Origin of the sequence: Pseudooceanicola marinus, assembly GCF_002786295.1 — a bacterium.
Classification (GTDB): domain Bacteria; phylum Pseudomonadota; class Alphaproteobacteria; order Rhodobacterales; family Rhodobacteraceae; genus Pseudooceanicola; species Pseudooceanicola marinus.
Genome location: NZ_PGTC01000017.1, coordinates 348,771 through 364,893 on the forward strand (window position 1 = coordinate 348,771; position 16,123 = coordinate 364,893).

A 16,123-nucleotide genomic window follows, 5' to 3' on the forward strand; every position below is an offset into this window, starting at 1 on the left:
GGTCCTGCGCCTCTTGGTGGATCGGCCGGGTTCGGGTGACGGGCGGATCGGGGCCGGGTTTTCGCACCCGGCACGTTTCATTCTGCTCTGCCTGCCGGTAATAGGGAAGGCAGCCCGACACGACAAGAAAGGCCAGGCCATGTCTCAAGAACTCGACGGCAATAAAGCGCCGGATTTCACCCTTCCCCGCGCCGGTGGCGGCGAGGTGACCCTTTCGGCACTGCGTCCCGCGCCGGTGGTGCTGTTCTTCTACCCCAAGGACGACACCCCGGGCTGCACCACCGAAAACAAGGATTTCACCACCCTGGCGGATCAGTTCGAGGCGGCAGGCGTGAAGGTCTTGGGCGTCAGCAAGGACCCGGTCGCCAAGCACGAGAAGTTCCAGGCCAAGCATGAACTGGCGACCGAACTGCTGTCGGATGCCGAGGGCACGGTCTGCGAGGACTACGGCGTCTGGAAGGAAAAGAAGATGTACGGCAAGACCTTCATGGGGATCGAGCGGACCACCGTGCTGATCGACGGCGAAGGCACCGTGGTGCGCGTCTGGCCCAAGGTGAAGGTCGCCGGCCACGCCGAAGAGGTGCTGGCGGCGGCCAAGGCGCTGTGAGCCGGGAGACGAGCTGACGCGGGGGCCAGCAGCCCCCGCATAAGCGATCCAGCGCGGCCAGCCTCCGCGCAGGGCTTTCAGCGGGGGGGGCCAGCCCCCGCGCCCCGGGATATTTCCGGCCAACAGATGACAGGGGCGCCAGGCGCGGCTGCGGGCCGGGGCGCAGGATGGGACAGGACGATGAAAACTCTTGCAGAGATGGCGGTCGAGGTGCTGACCACCGCCGATGGCCGGGAAAAGACCGCGTTGTCGCACCGGCACGCCGCCACCTGGTTTGCCGCGCGCGCCGCCGGGGAGGAGATCCCGATCGGCCAGGCCGCGCCGCCGCTGCGCCCCGCCCGGCCCGAAAAGCCCGCGCTGTTGGACCCGCGCGAGGTGCCCCGCCGCCGCCCAGGCAGCCCGCAGGGACGCATCGCCATCCTGCATGCCGTGGCCCATATCGAGCTGAACGCCGTGGACCTGCACTGGGACATGGTCGCGCGCTTCACCCACGTCCCCTTCCCCATCGGGTTCTACGACGACTGGGTGAAGTCGGCGGATGAGGAGTCGAAGCACTTCAACCTGATCTGCGACTGCCTGGAGAGCCTCGGCAGCCACTACGGCGCCCTGCCCGCCCATGCCGGCATGTGGCGCGCCGCCGAGGATACCGTCGACGACATCTACGGCCGCCTGGCCGTCGTGCCCATGGTGCTGGAGGCGCGCGGCCTGGATGTCACGCCCAACATGATCGAGGTCTTCCGCAAGGCGCAGCTGCAGAACGTCATCGACGCGCTGGAGGTGATCTATGCGGAGGAAGTGGGCCATGTCGCCTATGGGTCGAAATGGTTCAACTTCCTCTGCGGTCGCGACGGGCTGGACCCGAAACCGAAATTCCACGAGCTCGTCCGCCACTATTTCCACGGCGCATTGAAGCCGCCCTTCAACGAGGAAAAGCGCGCCGAAGCCGGGCTGCCGCCGGATTTCTACTGGCCACTGGCTGATCAGCTCTGATCCGGCACACCCCCGAAACAGGTGCGCACCCGGCGCCCCGGACAGCCCTGATCGCCTCCCAGACCCTTTCAAAAGAGTATTTTTCGGCAAACTACCGCCAAGATCGGCGGATTTTCCCTGCTTCCGAGGGGGGTGGGACCAAACACCTTGCCCGAGCGCAGACGCGCGGGTAACTGGGTTCAGGCGCCTGAGGTGGGGACCTCGCGACGGGCGCAAAAGGACGGGACAAAGAGGGATACGGGACCTCGTGAGAACCAAGCTAGAGATCCGCATGAGAGCGTTTCTGGAAAAGCATTTTCCGGAACGCAGGGTTTTTCTCCGCTCCGACGCGGACACACGGTTCATCCGGCTGCGGCCGATGACCCAGATCATCGCCGCGGCGGGCGGGACCATGATCGTCTCCTGGACGATCATCGCCACCGCGATCCTGCTGATGGACAGCATCGGATCGGGCAACTACCGCGAACAGGCGATGCGCGACCAGCAGACCTTCCGCGAAAGCCTGAACGCCATGGCCGCCGAACGCGACCTGCGCGAGCAGGAGGCGCTGGCGGCACAGGACCGGTTCAACACCGCGCTGGAACGGATCTCGGTCATGCAGACCGAACTGCTGCAATCGGAGGCGCGCCGTGGCGAGCTGGAGACCGGCATCGACGTGATCCAGTCCACCCTGCGCAAGACGCTGGATGAACGCGACGAGGTCCGCGCGGAACTGGCAGCCCTGCAAGCGCCGTCGGAAAACGGTGAGCGCGAAGCGCTGCCGGCTTATGCCGAAGACACGCTGAACGTGCTGACCGCCGCCCTGTCGGAAACCGCAGAGGAACGCGACGCCACCGAACGCGGCGCCCAGGACGCCCTGGCCCAGGCCGACGAGATGGCAGAGCGCATCGCGCTGATGGAAGACCAGAACGACGCGATCTTCCGCCAGCTGGAAGAAGCCATGACCGTTTCGGTGGAGCCGCTGGACAAGATGTTCCGTGCCGCCGGCATGAACACCGACACCCTGATCGACCAGGTCCGCCGTGGCTATACCGGGCGCGGCGGGCCGCTGACGCCGATCTCCTTCTCGACCATGGGCGAGGTCTCCTCGCCCGACACCGAGCGCGCCAACGCCATCCTCGAACGGCTGGAAGAGCTGGACCTCTACCGCATCGCCGCCGAGAAAGCGCCCTTCGCGATGCCGGTGCATGGCCGCTTCCGCTACTCCTCGCAGTTCGGCACCCGCCGCGACCCGAAGACCGGCGGCATCCGCCAGCACTACGGCACCGACATGGCCGCCCCGGTGGGCACGCCCCTTTACGCCGCCGCCGATGGCGTCGTGACCCATGCCGGCTGGTCCTCGGGCTATGGCCGCCTGGTGAAGATCAAGCATGACTTTGGCATCGAGACCCGCTACGCCCATATGTCGCGCCTCGGTGTGAGCGTGGGAGAAAGAGTCTCGCGCGGGGAACGTATCGGTGATATGGGAGCTTCGGGACGCGTGACCGGCCCCCACCTTCACTATGAAATCCGTGTGGGTGGCAAACCCGTGAACCCCATGAATTATATCAAGGCGGCAAGAGATGTTTTCTAAGAGCAAAATCAACGAACCGGGTCCCAAGACCGCAGAGAACAACGCTCCGGCAGCGGCGGCCGATGCGGCTCCGAAGTCCAAGCCCGCGCCCGATTTCAAGCCCTCCGCCCCCAAGGCGAAGCCGCCGGCGTCGGTGCTGTCCTCGGACCTGCACATCACCGGCAACCTGAAGACCACTGGCGACATCCAGGTCGAAGGCACCGTCGAAGGCGACATTCGCGCGCATCTGCTGACCGTCGGCGAAAGCGCCACGATCCGCGGTGAGGTGACCGCCGACGACGTGGTCATCAACGGCCGCATCATCGGTCGCGTGCGTGGCCTGAAGGTGCGCCTGACCTCGACCGCCCGTGTCGAAGGCGACATCATCCACAAGACCATCGCGATCGAAAGCGGCGCCCATTTCGAAGGCTCCGTGCAGCGTCAGGACGATCCGCTGTCCTCCGGCACCAAGCAGCAGCAGGCCCCGGCCCGCAAGCCCGCCGCCCCGGCCTCCGAGGGCTGACCCCGCAAGGCCCGGACGGCCCCCAGATCCCGAAAGCCCCGGCGCGCCGCGACCGGGGCTTTTTGTTGTCCGACAGCGTGGGTGCGCCGCACCAACCGCACCGCGCAGACCTTGCGCAGGCGGATCACAGCCCTTACCTCTGAGCCATCCAGGACAGGAGACCCGTGCGCCATGAACAAGACTTTCGCCGCCTTCACCCCTTCGGTTTCGCTGCGAGAAGTCCTGCACCATGCCTGCCTCCATCACCCTGTCCCGCCTGTCGGCCGCCACGCCTGACGGCACCCCGCTTTTCACCGATCTCGATCTGACCTTCGGCCCCGAGCGCACCGGCATCGTCGGGCGCAACGGCACGGGCAAGAGCACGCTGCTGCGCCTCATCGCGGGCCAGCTCTCTCCCTCGGCCGGGCAGATCACCCAAACCGGCACCCTGGCCTACATGCGCCAGGACAGTATCGCGCGGCCCGATGAAACGGTGGCCGACCTGATGGGCGCCGCCCCTGCCCTGGCGTTGATCGACCGCGCCGAGGCCGGGCGGGCCAGCGCGGCCGAACTGGCCGAGGCGGACTGGACCCTGCCCGCGCGCCTGGACGCCGCACTGGACCGCTGCGGCCTGTCGGTGGCCCCGACCACGCCGCTGGCCCGTCTCTCGGGCGGGCAGCGCACACGGGCGGCGCTGGCCGCCCTGCTCCTCGCCGATCCGGACATGTTGTTGATGGACGAACCCACGAACAACCTGGACCGCGACGGGCGCCGTGCGGTGATCGCGCTGCTGCGGGACTGGACCGGCGGCGCCATCGTCGTCAGCCATGATCGGGAACTGCTGGAGGAGATGGACACCATCGTCGAGCTGACCTCGCTTGGCGCCACGCGCTATAGCGGGAGCTACAGCACCTATCGCGCCCAGAAGGCACAGGAGCTGGCAGCCGCGGAGCACGCATTGGCCCATGCCGAGAAGACCCGGGAGGAGACCGCGCGCCGGGCTCGCCAGGCGGCGGAGCGCAAGGCGCGGAAAGACGCCGCTGGCCGCCGGTCGCGCGCGCAAGGGGGCCAGCCGAAGATCCTGCTGGACGCCGCGAAGGAACGTGCCGAGGCCTCTGGCGGCGTGGGCCACCGCCTGCGCGACGCCCGCCGAGACGCGGCAGAGGCAGCGCTTGCCGACGCGCGCGCGCAGATCGAGGTTCTGACGCCACTGCGCATGCAAATCGCGCCCACGGGTCTGCCGGCGGGCAAGACCGTGCTGCATCTGGAGGGCGTCAGTGGCGGACCGGATCCCGCCGCCCCGGTGATCCACGACCTGTCCCTGACCCTGACCGGGCCCGAGCGGATCGCGGTCACCGGCCCGAACGGCAGCGGCAAGACCACGCTGCTGCGCCTGATGACCGGCGCCCTGTTCCCGACGGCCGGCCGGGTCACGCTGGGCGTGTCCGCCTGGGCACTGCTGGATCAGAATGTGAGCTTCCTCGACGGGGATCAGTCCCTGCGCGACAGCTTCCGCTCCCTGAACCCCGGCGCGACGGTCCAGACGGCCCAGGCCGCGCTTGCCCGCTTCGGCTTTCGCGCCGAAGACGCGCGGCGATCAGCGGAGGCCCTCAGCGGCGGGGAGCGTCTGCGCGCGGGTCTGGGCTGCACCCTGGGCGGCTGTCCGCCGCCACAGCTGCTGCTGCTGGACGAACCGACGAACCATCTGGACCTGCCGGGGCTGGAAGCGCTGGAGGCAGCGCTGGAGAGCTACGACGGCGCGGTGGTCGCGATCAGCCACGACAGGGCCTTCCTCGATGCGCTTCGCCCCGACCGGGTGATCTCGCTGGGTGACTGACCAACAGCGATCTCGTCCCGCCCAGATTTCAATCACCTCTAGCCTTCAACGGCGCGTCGGATCCCGGGCATCAGCCCGGGACCGCCCACAATGCCCCGTGGCCCAATGGAGCCTTAATGGGCAGCAGCCCCCGAGTTTACCAGCTTCACAGCCCATCGTTCTCAACAAGAAACCGAAGCTCCAACAGGATGAAAGCAATCAAAAAGACCCATCTCCCTCTCATGGCCCTCACCGCGGCCATGCGCATCGGTCGCTCCGACAGAGGTACCTCCGCCAGGTCACGCCCCAGGCGGCGCACGCCGCCGGCATTCACGCCCGAGGCATGTCGCGCCACACTGTCCTTTTCCAACGACGTCACCCGCAGCCCCGCCTGAGCGGCGGCCATGCCGACGGGACCGGCCCCGACGATGCCAAGGTCCTGACCTGAGACGCGGCGCCCTTCTGGCGTTGAACCACCATGCCGTCCCGGGTCCGGTCATACAGGCCTGACGGTTCGGCTGCCCGTCGACGGTGACCAGGTAGTCAAAGCAGACAGCCATCGTGCAATAGGGGCACGGCTTCACCTCCCCACGCGGCATGGTGCTGGGCGCCGACCTGGAGGTGCTGCTGGAAACCTTCGAAAGCTGCCTGGCCAGATAAGGTCATCAGGATCACCAGATGCCCGTATGTCATTGCCGAGGGGCTCAGGCGTCCAGTTCCGCGTCCCAGTAGAGGAAGTCCAGCCAGCTGTCGTGCAGGTGGTTGGGCGGGAACCGGCGGCCCATGTTGCGCAGCTCCTCCGCCGAGGGCGGGCGCGGCGGCTTGCGCAGGCTCATCCCCGCGCGACGCAACGATTTCGATCCCTTGCGCAGGTTGCAGGGCGCACAGGCGGCCACCACGTTTTCCCAGCTGGTGATCCCCCCCGAGGCGCGCGGCACCACGTGATCGAAGGTCAGATCCCCCTTCGCCCCGCAGTACTGGCAGCAGAATTCATCCCGCAGAAAAAGATTGAAGCGCGTGAAGGCCACGCGCTTCTGAGGTTTCACGTAATCTTTGAGGACGACGACCGAGGGGATCCGTATCTCGGTACTGGGGCTATGCACCCAGGTGTCGTATTCGGCGACGATGTCGACCCGGTTCAGCCAGGCCGCCTTAACGGCCTCCTGCCAGGGCCACAGCGACAGCGGGTAATAGGAAAGGGGTCTGTAGTCCGCATTCAGCACCAGTGCCGGGTGCTGTTTCAGGAACGCCGGTTCCCGTACGAATTCGCGTCTGAAGTCTCCGTCCATCTTCACAAGTGCTCCCGCCCTGCCTGCCGTCTTCAGCACCAGAGCGGGGTTACCCGCCCCAGTCTTGAGTCAACTATATATCGCGTCCAGAACCTGGCAAGCCCCACGATCTGCAATTGACCTGCCTCTGCTCTACCGGGACTGCGTAACGCTGAAATGACAACCATGGGCGGTTATCCACAGGGTGGGCCTTTGGGCACTAGCCGGCGGCGCGGCGAGGGCTATCTTTGGGACATGCAAGACGACATGCCCCTTCCCCCCGCCCCGCCCGAGGCCCTGCTGGAAACTGCGCTTTACGCAGAGGACCTCGAAACCACCGCCCGCTTCTACGCCGATGTGCTGGGCCTGCCCGAGATTGCCCGGGTCGAGGACCGGCATGTCTTCTTCCGCGTGGGAAACATGGTGCTGCTGCTGTTCCAGCCGCTGGCCACCGCCGCCGGGGGCAGCAACCCCGAACTGCCGGTGCCGCCCCATGGCTGCCGCGGTGAGGGGCACCTGTGCTTTTCCGCCTCCGCCGCCGAGATCCACGCCTGGCAGGAGCGGCTGGAAGCCGCGGGTGTGCCGGTGGAGGCCGATTTCCACTGGCCGAACGGCGCCCGGTCGATCTATTTCCGCGATCCGGCGGGCAATTCGCTGGAGTTTGCCGAGCCGCGCCTGTGGTTCGACGAGGTCTGAGATGGCGCCGGGGCGGATCCCCCGCCCCGCGCCCCGGTCAGGACACCTGTCAGGACCGAAGGATCAGAACCCGCACTTGTCGCGCATGAAGGCCAGGGCTACGGACAGCCCGTCGGGGGCGATGCCATGTGCGGTGCCTTCCATGATATGGGCAAAGACCTCGCGGAACTTCGCCTCCTGCAGGGCCTCGGCGGCCAGCGGCAGGGATTGCGGCGGCACCACGTCGTCCTGATCGCCATGCACCAGCAGCACCGGCATCCGCGACACGGTCTCATCCGCCAGCAGCTCGGGGTTCAGGATCCGGCCGGAGAAACCGACGACGCCCGCCACCGGATCTTCGCGCCGGGGCGCCACATGCAGGGCCATCATCGTGCCCTGGGAGAAGCCGAAGAGGCAGACCTGTTCCGGCATCAGGTCCTCATCCACCATCAGCGCATCGAGGAAGGCGTTCAGGTCATCGACCGAGGCCATCATCGAGCGTTCCGCTTCCTCGTCAGACGAGCCGTCCATCCAGGGGATCGGGAACCACTGGAAACCGCCGGGGTTCACCGCCATCTCCTCGGGGGCATCGGGCGCCACGAACAACGTATCGGGCAGATGTTCCGACAGCGGATCGGCCAGCCCCAGCACATCGGCGCCGTTGGCGCCATAGCCGTGCAGGAACACCACCGCAGAGCGTGTATCCCCCGAGAGCGGCGCGCGCCGCTCGGCATTCAGAACCCGTGTCATGTGACCCCTTCCCGTTTCTTCTCTCGCGCGTAGTGGCTCCACAGGAGCCTGGCGGCAACTCCGCGCCAGGGTGCCCAGGGGGCGGCCCGCGCGCGCAACGCGGCCTCCGTCGGCCGCTCGGACAATCCGTAGAGGAGGCGCGTGGCCTCCTGCAAGGCCAGATCGCCCGCCGGGATCAGATCGGCACGGCCAAGCGCCGTGGTGCCATAGATCTCCGCCGTCCAGCGCCCGATGCCCGGCAGGGCCACCAGCCGGTCGATCAGCGCCGGGTCGTCCAGCGCGTCCAGCCCGTCGAAGTCGATGCCGGCCCCCGCCAGGGCCACGGCATAGCGGATCTTGGGCCGCGACAGCCCGCAGGCGCGCAGCCCCTCCTCCCCCGCGGCCAGGATCGGGGTCGGGTCGGTCAGCCCGGCCGTCTCCAGCCGTGCCCAGATCGCGGCGGCCGAGGCGGTCGAGACCTGTTGCCCGACGATGGCCAGCAAGAGCGTGGCAAAGCCCGGTGGCCGGCGTCGCAGGGGTGGCAGCGGGCCGCTGGCGGCGACCAGCGCCAGCCCCTCGTCGCGCGCCGCCAGCCAGGCCACGCCGCGCGCCAGCACCTCTTCGCTTTCCAGGATCTCGGCCATGTCACCTCTCCGTTCGCAGCGCAGCATAGGCGTCTGCCGGAGGAGGAAAAGGGGGGCTCTGCCCCCGCCGCCGGAGGGCGACTCCCCCGGAGTATTTCCCGCAAAGAGAAGACCTGAACACGGCGCGATGCCCTCGGCAGTGCGCCCGGGGCGCTGCCTGGCGCCGCGCGATGGCGGCCTGCGGCGGGGGATGGGTGCGGAACGATGTTTGGGTCCGCGGGCGCGGCATGGAACGCCGGTTCGGGGCGCCAATGGGCGCGCGCGACGGGGTTCTTATTGCGGCGCCCCCCTAGGCCGGTGCCCGGGCGCGCGCGTATATTGGGCGCATGAAAGACATCGCGCTCCCTCCCTCGAACTGGCCTGACATGGAACCCGGATGGGTCTGGCTCTGCGGCGCCGGCCCCGGTGATCCCGGGCTGCTGACCCTGCATGCGCTGAACGCGCTGCGCCAGGCCGACGTGGTGGTCTACGACGCGCTGGTCAGCCCCGAGATCCTCGACTGGGCGATGAACGCCGAGCTGGTCTACGCCGGCAAGCGCGGTGGCAAGCCCTCGGCCAAGCAGCAGGACATCTCGCTGAAGCTGGTCGAACTGGCCAAGGCCGGCAAGAGGGTGCTGCGACTGAAGGGGGGCGATCCCTTCGTCTTCGGGCGCGGCGGGGAAGAGGCGCAGACGCTGCTGGCCCATGGGGTCAACTTCCGCATCGTGCCGGGCATCAGCGCGGGCATCGGCGGGCTGGCCTATGCGGGCATTCCCGTCACGCACCGCGACGTGAACCAGTCGGTGACCTTCGTCACCGGACATGACCACACCGGCCAGGCGCCCGGCTCGCTGAACTGGCGGGCGCTGGCGGAAGGCGCGCAGGTTCTGGTGATCTACATGGGCATGAAGCACGCCCGCCATATCGCCAACGAGTTGATGGCAGCGGGCCGCCCGGGTGATACGCCGGCCGCCGTGGTCTGCAACGCAACCACACCGGACCAGCAGGTGCTGGAAACCACGCTGGCGCATCTGGCCGACGACATCGAGGCTTCGGACCTGCAGCCGCCGGCGATCCTGTGCATCGGCCACAACGTGAAGATGCGCGAAGCGCTGGACTGGCAGGCCCTGGCCGAAGGCGCCGCGCCGCGCTCGCTGGACCCGCTGGGAGTCAAGGCCCAAGGCGCCTGATCCGGACCCGCTTTGGCGGTTCCCTTGGGCGCATCAAGGGGCGGGCACGGGCGACGCAGCACTATAGCGGCCGCGCGCCGCACACAATCATCCACACGATCCCGCATGGCCCGCGTCATGCTGGCACTTGCCGCACGCGCAAAGCCGGGCTACGGCTTCGTTCATGACCGAAACGACATACTCCCCCGATACCGATGCCCGCGCCCGCCGCAACGTGGTGGTGCTGGTGGCGGCCCAGGCGATCCTGGGTGCGCAGATGCCGATGATCTTCACCATCGGGGGGCTGGCCGGGCAGAGCCTGGCGCCCAACCCGTGCCTGGCGACCATGCCGATCTCGATGATCGTGCTGGGGTCCATGCTGTCGGCCACGCCGATGTCGGCGCTGATGCAGAAACGCGGGCGCCGTTTCGGCTTCTCGGTTGGCACGGTCTTTGGCGCCCTGGGCGCGTTGGTCGCGGCCTTCGGGTTGTTCCAACAGAGCTTCGTCATCTTCCTGCTGGGCTCGCTGCTGACCGGCACCTACATGTCGACGCAGGGCTTCTTCCGCTTCGCCGCCTCCGACACCGCCAGCCCGGAGTTTCAGCCCAAGGCGATCTCCTACGTCATGGCGGGCGGGCTGCTGGCGGCGCTGATCGGGCCACAACTGGGCAAGCTGACCAATGACGCGCTGATCGTGCCCTTCATGGGCACCTACCTACTGGTCATGGGCCTGAACCTGCTGGGGCCGGTCCTTTTCAGCTTCCTCGACATTCCGCGCCCCGAGGCGCATCCCCCCGGCACCGCCGCCCCTGCCCCGGGCCGCAGCCGGTGGGAGCTGATCACCACGCCGCGCATACTGGTGGCGGTGATCTGTGCCATGGTCTCCTACGCGCTGATGAACCTGGTGATGACCTCCACCCCGCTGGCCGTGGTCGGCTGCGGATTTGAGACGACCAATGCCGCCGACGTGGTCAGCGCCCACGTGCTGGCGATGTATGTGCCCAGTTTCTTCACCGGCCACGTGATCGCCCGCTTCGGCGTGGAAAAGGTCGTGGGCGCCGGGCTGGTGATCCTGGCCGCCGCAGGGGCCGTCGCCCTTCAGGGCGTACAGCTGGAGAACTTCTTCGGCGCGCTGATCCTGCTGGGCGTCGGCTGGAACTTCGGTTTCATCGGGGCGACGACGATGCTGGCGCAAAGCCACACGAAGGAAGAGCGCGGCCGGATGCAGGGCCTCAACGACCTGATCGTCTTCGGCGGGGTCACCGCGGCCTCCTTCGCCTCGGGCGGGCTGATGAACTGCTCCGGTGCCTCGGCCCAGGCCGGGTGGAGCGCGGTCAACCTGGCCATGGCCCCGCTTCTGGCGCTTGCCGGTGGCGCGCTGATCTGGCTGGTGCTACGACCAAAGGATGACGCGGATGCCTGAGCGCCCCGCCCCAGCCCGAGCCCTGCGAGGAGGACCGGATGATCCTTGAGGTTGAAACACTCTGTCCCGCCCGCGGCGTGGCCGACCGGATCGCCGCGCATCTGCTGGAGTCGCGGCTGATCGCCTGCGCCAACCGCTCGCGCACCGTGGTCAGCCTCTATCGCTGGGAAGGCGAGGTCCGTGCGGAGGAGGAATATTCCCTGCGCGTGAAGACCCGGATCGAGCTGGCCGAAGCGGTCGAGGCGGCGATCCTTGAATTGCATCCCTACGAGCTGCCCGCGGTGCTGCGCCATGAGGTGCAGGCCAACGCGGGCTATGAGGCCTGGGTCATCGCGGAGACGCGCGAGGCCTGACAGGCCGCCGTGCCGCCCGGGATCACCAGCGGCCGAGGCTGGCCCGCAGCAGGCCCAGCCGGGTCGCCAGCGGCGCCGGATCGAGCGCCGCTTGTTTCACCCGAGCCGGTTCCTTGCGCGCCAGTTTCAGCACCATCGCCGCCTCGGGGGCGAGGAACAGCAGCGGCGCCGCCGCCTTGCCGACCGCCCCCCGCTGCGCCCGCGCGGCAGCCAGCCGCGTCAGGGCTTCGTCCGCCAGATCGCGCACCGTGCTTTCGCGCCCGTCGGGCAACGGCATCCGCTGCGCGTTTTCCAGCGCCGGGATGGCGCGGAACCAGGCGGCCAGGCCCAGGGCAAAGCCCGCGTCGGCGGCCACGGCCTCGGGCAGATCACCGCCCAGCATGCCAGCGCCCGCCCGCAGAAGACCGGCAGAGGTCGCATCCAGGTAGCGGCGGAAATGGGCGTCATCCTCGAAGGGTTCCTTCCAGATGTCCCAGCGACGCGCCTCGATCAGCCCGTCCAGAATCCCGGCTCCCGCCGGCGTGAGGTAGTGCGACAGGGGCGTGACCACCTCATGCCGCCGGATGCCCTCGCCCTTGCCGATCTCCTCCAGCGCGTCGCGCCACCACTGCAGGCGCATCTCGGCGATCATCGGCTCCTGCGTGACCCAGGGGGCGCGGCTGACCTCGATGTTGAAGGCGTAGAGCGCGAAAAGCGCCGGGCGGGCGGACACCGGCGCGGCCATGGTGGCGCGGAAGCGGGGCACGTCACCGCGTTCCACCAGTTCGGCACAGGCGGTCAGGTCGTCGGACCAGGGGGCGTCGGGGGAGGAAGAGGTCACGGGCGGTCTCCGGTCAGGCGGGCGGCGGCGCAGGGGAGTCGGGGCGCGCGCGCCGCGTTGCGGCGGGAGGTATCAGAGCGGCAGGCGGCTGCCCAGCCCCCTGCCCCCCTGTCCGCCCGGACGGGTTATTCCCCGGCCAGTGCCTGCGCCGGCGGCACCTGCATCAGCCGCCAGGTGACGGCATCGACCAGCGCCTCGAAACTGGCGTCGACTATGTTGGCCGAAACGCCCACGGTGGACCAGCGGCGCCCCTCGCCATCCTCGCTGTCGATGATGACGCGGGTGACGGCCTCGGTGCCGCCTTGGGTGATGCGCACCTTGAAGTCGACCAGCCGCATGTCGTCGATCTGGCACTGGTACTTGCCCAGGTCCTTGGCCAGCGCCGTCCACAGCGCGTTGACCGGACCCTGGTCGTTGCCGGCCTCGTCCAGGCTTTCCGACACCGACAGGATCTTCTGCCCGTCCACGATGGTGGCCACCACCGCCTCCGACACGGTCACCACCTCGCCGCGGGCGTTGCGGCGCCGTTCTATGCTGACCCGGTAGCGATCAACCTCGAAGAAGGCGGGCAACTGCCCCAGCACCTTGCGCGCCAGAAGTTCGAAACTCGCCTGAGCGCTGTCGTAGGTATAGCCGCGATCCTCCCGCGCCTTCACCTCGGACAGCATCTCGCCCAGGGCCGGGTTGCCCTTTTCCACGGTGATCCCCGTCTCCTCCAACCGGCGGCGCAGGTTCGACTGCCCGGCCTGGTTGGACATGGGGATGATGCGCTCGTTGCCGACCACCGCAGGATCCACGTGTTCGTAGGTCGAGGGATCTTTCAGGATCGCGCTGGCGTGCAGGCCGGCCTTGTGGGCGAAGGCCGAGGCGCCGACGAAGGGCGCCTGTTTCACCGGCACGCGGTTCAGAATGTCATCCAGCTGGCGCGAGATCGGGGTGAGGTTCACCAGCGCCTCGGGGTTCACGCCCGTTTCGTAGGTCGAGGCATAGGGTTCTTTCAGCAGCAGCGTCGGGATCAGCGTCACCAGGTTGGCATTGCCGCAGCGTTCGCCCAGCCCGTTCAGCGTGCCCTGGATCTGGCGCACCCCCGCATCCACCGCTGCCAGGCTACCCGCCACCGCATTGGCCGTGTCGTTGTGGGTGTGGATGCCCAGCCGGTCGCCCGGCGCGCCGGAGGCGATGACATCGCGCACGATATCCCCGATCTCGACCGGCAGCGTCCCGCCGTTGGTGTCGCACAACACCACCCAGCGGGCGCCCGCGTTCAGCGCCGCATGGACACATTCCAGCGCATATTCCCGGTTGGCCTTCCAGCCGTCGAAGAAATGCTCGGCGTCGAACAGCGCCTCACGGCCCTCGGCCACCATATGCGCAACGGAGCGGGAGATGTTGTCGAGGTTCTCCTCCAGCGTGATACCGAGCGCGGTGGAGACGTGGAAATCGTGGGTCTTGCCCACCAGGCAGACGGCAGGCGTCCGGGCGTTCATCACGGCGGCCAGCACGTCGTCGTTTTCCGCCGAGACGCCCGCGCGCTTGGTCATGCCGAAGGCGGTCATGGTGACGCGGGTTTCGGGGGCGGCCTCGAAGAAGGCGCTGTCGGTCGGGTTGGCCCCGGGCCAGCCACCCTCAATGTAGTCGACGCCGAGCTCGTCCAGCATCTCGGCGATGCGGATCTTCTCGGGGGTGGAGAACTGCACCCCTTGCGTTTGCTGCCCGTCGCGCAGCGTCGTGTCGTAGAGATAGAGACGTTCCATCAGAGCCCTCCTCCGGCCCGTTGGCGAGCGAGGCTCGGGTATTTTTGGGATCTGCGGTCAGGTTTAGAAGAACCGACCGGGTCGCGCAGCGGCCCGGTCAGCCCCCGGCCGCCCCCCCGGGCGGGGGCTTTCGCCCCCCCCCGCGGCCGGGAACTGACCTCTGAAAAGAGAGAAACAGTCAATTCTCCGCCTCCAGCGTTCGACGCCAAGACTGAACCTTCTCTGCCACCCGAACAAAGCCACTGTTCGAGGGATTACCTACGAGCATTTCAGCTTCAGTATGAGAAACGACCACGCCCGCAGGCGGCACATCGGAAAATTGCATCAGCGTTGCTGGGTCAGCATCCCAAGATGCGCCATCTTTCGTATCTTGAATATTTATACCCATTGCCTTCAGGTCATTCCGAGCGAGATCGCATTTCTCAAACAGGGCCTTAGCCCTTACCTTTTCATCGTCTGTCCCCTTGATAAGTTGGCGTGCCGCGCTCTGCAGCGCAGCCCTAGCTTCAAGGAACTTTGCCATCTCCGTCTCGATCGAACTCAGGTCCGGCGCCTCGGCCCAGGCCCCCAGCTCCTCCGTCAGCAGCCCGAGGAACTGCGCCGAGGCCTTCAGCCCCGCCGCATCGCCTGCGCTCGCCAGTTTGTGCAGCTCGGCCACGGCGCCGGCGGTGTTCAGGTCATCGGACAGCGCATTCACGACAGCCTCCGACACCTCTCCGGCCTCGACGCCTGCAACCAGACCGCGCCACTTGCGCAAGGTGGCCTCCGCCTCGGCGCGCTTCTTCTCCGTCCAGTCCATCGGCTTGCCGTAGTGCGTCCCGAGGAACACCATGCGGATCACCTCCCCCGGCACGCCCTGATCCAGCAGATCCCGCACGGTGAAGAAGTTGCCCAGCGACTTGGACATCTTCTTGCCCTCGACCTGCAGCATCTCGTTGTGCAGCCAGTAGTTGGCGAACTTGCCCTTCGGGTGGGCGCAGCAGCTCTGGGCGATCTCGTTCTCGTGGTGCGGGAACTGCAGGTCGATACCGCCGCCATGGATGTCGAAACTTTCCCCCAGAAGCTCATAGCTCATGGCGGAGCATTCGATGTGCCAGCCCGGACGCCCCCGGCCCCAGGGGCTGGCCCAGCCCGGCGTGCCCTCGTCCGAGGGTTTCCACAGCACGAAATCCATCGGATCGCGCTTGTAGGGCGCGACCTCGACCCGGGCACCGGCGATCATGTCCTCGACCGTGCGGCCCGACAGCGCGCCGTAGGCCTTGTAGCTGTCGACGGAGAAGAGCACGTGGCCCTCGGCGGCATAGGCGTGACCCTGGGCGATCAGCATCTCTATCATGGCGATCATCTGGTCGATGTATTCGGTCGCGCGCGGCTCATGGGTAGGGCGCAGGGTGCCAAGCGCCTCCATGTCCTCGTGATACCAGGCGATGGTCTCATCGGTGATGTCGCGGATCTTGCGGCCCGTGGCCTCGGCCTTGGCGTTGATCTTGTCGTCGACGTCGGTGAAGTTGCGCACATAGGTCACATGCTCGGGTCCGTAGACATGGCGCAGCAGGCGATAGAGCGTGTCGAAGACCACCACGGGGCGGGCGTTGCCCAGGTGGGCGCGGTCGTAGACCGTGGGGCCACAGACATACATCCGGACGTCTTCGGGGGTGATCGGCTCGAAGACTTCCTTCTTGCGCGTCTTCGAATTGTGCAGCCTGATCTCGACCATGTCTCGCTCCTCGACGGTCCCGTGATGGGGTTTGCCCGCGGGCGGCTTATCAGGATGTTCCGGATCAGGAAACGAGGAAGCGGCCCGCGAGAGAATTCTCAGCAGGGAATGATGCAGCCGGTAAT

17 protein-coding genes are annotated in these 16,123 nt (G+C 67.6%); 9 read left to right on the plus strand and 8 right to left on the minus strand.

All coding sequences use genetic code 11. The features are described 5' to 3' along the window. The first annotated feature begins 139 nt into the window (after positions 1-139). The 5 genes from CVM50_RS13540 (at position 140) to CVM50_RS13560 (ending at position 5,488) form a co-directional block, all read left to right on the plus strand. Complete coding sequence (locus tag CVM50_RS13540) at positions 140-607, plus strand: peroxiredoxin (protein ID WP_085886948.1); 468 nt, start codon at positions 140-142, stop codon at positions 605-607. 180 nt (positions 608-787) lie between these two features. Beyond that, the gene (locus CVM50_RS13545; RefSeq protein WP_085886949.1) at positions 788-1,597 is read left to right on the plus strand and encodes a ferritin-like domain-containing protein; all 810 of its coding nucleotides are present in this window, start codon (positions 788-790) and stop codon (positions 1,595-1,597) included. A gap of 247 nt (positions 1,598-1,844) precedes the next feature. Continuing rightward, a complete protein-coding gene (locus CVM50_RS13550) occupies positions 1,845-3,170 on the plus strand; it encodes a M23 family metallopeptidase (RefSeq protein WP_085886950.1) in 1,326 nt (441 codons plus the stop codon). Beyond that, complete coding sequence (locus CVM50_RS13555; protein WP_085886951.1) at positions 3,160-3,672, plus strand: bactofilin family protein; 513 nt, start codon at positions 3,160-3,162, stop codon at positions 3,670-3,672. The genes CVM50_RS13550 and CVM50_RS13555 overlap by 11 nt, the downstream gene beginning before the upstream one ends. Positions 3,673-3,901: 229 nt before the next feature. Continuing rightward, positions 3,902-5,488, plus strand: a complete 1,587-nt coding sequence (locus CVM50_RS13560; RefSeq protein WP_085886952.1) for an ABC-F family ATP-binding cassette domain-containing protein — start codon at positions 3,902-3,904, stop codon at positions 5,486-5,488. Positions 5,489-5,633: 145 nt separating this feature from the next. Here the strand turns inward: CVM50_RS13560 and CVM50_RS21970 are convergent, their stop codons facing one another. The 3 genes from CVM50_RS21970 to CVM50_RS13575 all read right to left on the minus strand — a co-directional run bounded on the left by CVM50_RS21970 (position 5,634) and on the right by CVM50_RS13575 (position 6,756). Continuing rightward, positions 5,634-5,873, minus strand: coding sequence for a hypothetical protein (locus CVM50_RS21970; RefSeq protein WP_085886953.1), 240 nt, complete (start codon positions 5,871-5,873; stop codon positions 5,634-5,636). Next, positions 5,767-6,066, minus strand: a complete 300-nt coding sequence (locus CVM50_RS22260) for a 2Fe-2S iron-sulfur cluster-binding protein (RefSeq protein ID WP_408634063.1) — start codon at positions 6,064-6,066, stop codon at positions 5,767-5,769. Before CVM50_RS22260 ends, CVM50_RS21970 begins: the two co-directional genes overlap by 107 nt. Positions 6,067-6,171: 105 nt before the next feature. Further along, positions 6,172-6,756, minus strand: a complete 585-nt coding sequence (locus tag CVM50_RS13575; protein ID WP_085887271.1) for an HNH endonuclease — start codon at positions 6,754-6,756, stop codon at positions 6,172-6,174. Between the two features lie 246 nt (positions 6,757-7,002). On the opposite strand from CVM50_RS13575, the gene CVM50_RS13580 reads away from it, so the two are divergent. Beyond that, positions 7,003-7,431, plus strand: coding sequence for a VOC family protein (locus tag CVM50_RS13580; protein WP_232618242.1), 429 nt, complete (start codon positions 7,003-7,005; stop codon positions 7,429-7,431). Between the two features lie 63 nt (positions 7,432-7,494). Here CVM50_RS13580 and CVM50_RS13585 read toward each other — a convergent pair whose 3' ends face one another. Further along, a complete protein-coding gene (locus CVM50_RS13585; RefSeq protein ID WP_085886954.1) occupies positions 7,495-8,160 on the minus strand; it encodes an alpha/beta hydrolase in 666 nt (221 codons plus the stop codon). After that, entirely contained in the window at positions 8,157-8,783 is a 627-nt protein-coding gene (locus tag CVM50_RS13590) for a DNA-3-methyladenine glycosylase family protein (protein WP_085886955.1), read from the minus strand. Before CVM50_RS13590 ends, CVM50_RS13585 begins: the two co-directional genes overlap by 4 nt. 326 nt (positions 8,784-9,109) lie before the next feature. Between CVM50_RS13590 and cobA the strand changes: the two genes are divergently transcribed. The 3 genes from cobA to cutA all read left to right on the plus strand — a co-directional run bounded on the left by cobA (position 9,110) and on the right by cutA (position 11,707). Next, positions 9,110-9,952 carry a uroporphyrinogen-III C-methyltransferase gene (cobA, locus tag CVM50_RS13595; RefSeq protein WP_085886956.1) on the plus strand — a complete coding sequence of 281 codons (843 nt, stop codon included), beginning with the start codon at positions 9,110-9,112 and terminating at the stop codon, positions 9,950-9,952. Between the two features lie 163 nt (positions 9,953-10,115). Then, a complete protein-coding gene (locus CVM50_RS13600) occupies positions 10,116-11,354 on the plus strand; it encodes an MFS transporter (RefSeq protein WP_085886957.1) in 1,239 nt (412 codons plus the stop codon). 38 nt (positions 11,355-11,392) lie between these two features. Next, the gene (gene cutA / locus CVM50_RS13605) at positions 11,393-11,707 is read left to right on the plus strand and encodes a divalent-cation tolerance protein CutA (RefSeq protein ID WP_085886958.1); all 315 of its coding nucleotides are present in this window, start codon (positions 11,393-11,395) and stop codon (positions 11,705-11,707) included. Positions 11,708-11,729: 22 nt separating this feature from the next. Here cutA and CVM50_RS13610 read toward each other — a convergent pair whose 3' ends face one another. The 3 genes from CVM50_RS13610 to cysS all read right to left on the minus strand — a co-directional run bounded on the left by CVM50_RS13610 (position 11,730) and on the right by cysS (position 15,998). After that, positions 11,730-12,527: a squalene/phytoene synthase family protein gene (locus tag CVM50_RS13610; RefSeq protein ID WP_232618243.1), complete on the minus strand. Its 798-nt coding sequence runs from the start codon at positions 12,525-12,527 to the stop codon at positions 11,730-11,732. A 125-nt stretch (positions 12,528-12,652) separates the two neighbouring features. After that, positions 12,653-14,281, minus strand: coding sequence for a citramalate synthase (gene cimA / locus CVM50_RS13615; protein WP_085886959.1), 1,629 nt, complete (start codon positions 14,279-14,281; stop codon positions 12,653-12,655). A gap of 178 nt (positions 14,282-14,459) precedes the next feature. Continuing rightward, positions 14,460-15,998, minus strand: a complete 1,539-nt coding sequence (gene cysS, locus CVM50_RS13620; protein ID WP_085886960.1) for a cysteine--tRNA ligase — start codon at positions 15,996-15,998, stop codon at positions 14,460-14,462. Positions 15,999-16,123 lie beyond the last annotated feature (125 nt).

Coding starts and splice junctions, on each gene's coding strand:
- CVM50_RS13600 (WP_085886957.1), top strand. CDS start 10,116: ATGACCGAAACGACATACTCCCCCGATACCGATGCCCGCGCCCGCCGC.
- CVM50_RS13540 (WP_085886948.1), top strand. CDS start 140: ATGTCTCAAGAACTCGACGGCAATAAAGCGCCGGATTTCACCCTTCCC.
- cysS (WP_085886960.1), bottom strand. CDS start 15,998: ATGGTCGAGATCAGGCTGCACAATTCGAAGACGCGCAAGAAGGAAGTC.
- CVM50_RS13585 (WP_085886954.1), bottom strand. CDS start 8,160: ATGACACGGGTTCTGAATGCCGAGCGGCGCGCGCCGCTCTCGGGGGAT.
- cobA (WP_085886956.1), top strand. CDS start 9,110: ATGAAAGACATCGCGCTCCCTCCCTCGAACTGGCCTGACATGGAACCC.
- CVM50_RS13575 (WP_085887271.1), bottom strand. CDS start 6,756: ATGGACGGAGACTTCAGACGCGAATTCGTACGGGAACCGGCGTTCCTG.
- CVM50_RS13555 (WP_085886951.1), top strand. CDS start 3,160: ATGTTTTCTAAGAGCAAAATCAACGAACCGGGTCCCAAGACCGCAGAG.
- CVM50_RS13590 (WP_085886955.1), bottom strand. CDS start 8,783: ATGGCCGAGATCCTGGAAAGCGAAGAGGTGCTGGCGCGCGGCGTGGCC.
- CVM50_RS13545 (WP_085886949.1), top strand. CDS start 788: ATGAAAACTCTTGCAGAGATGGCGGTCGAGGTGCTGACCACCGCCGAT.
- cimA (WP_085886959.1), bottom strand. CDS start 14,281: ATGGAACGTCTCTATCTCTACGACACGACGCTGCGCGACGGGCAGCAA.
- CVM50_RS21970 (WP_085886953.1), bottom strand. CDS start 5,873: ATGGCCGCCGCTCAGGCGGGGCTGCGGGTGACGTCGTTGGAAAAGGAC.
- CVM50_RS13580 (WP_232618242.1), top strand. CDS start 7,003: ATGCCCCTTCCCCCCGCCCCGCCCGAGGCCCTGCTGGAAACTGCGCTT.
- CVM50_RS22260 (WP_408634063.1), bottom strand. CDS start 6,066: ATGCCGCGTGGGGAGGTGAAGCCGTGCCCCTATTGCACGATGGCTGTC.
- CVM50_RS13560 (WP_085886952.1), top strand. CDS start 3,902: ATGCCTGCCTCCATCACCCTGTCCCGCCTGTCGGCCGCCACGCCTGAC.
- cutA (WP_085886958.1), top strand. CDS start 11,393: ATGATCCTTGAGGTTGAAACACTCTGTCCCGCCCGCGGCGTGGCCGAC.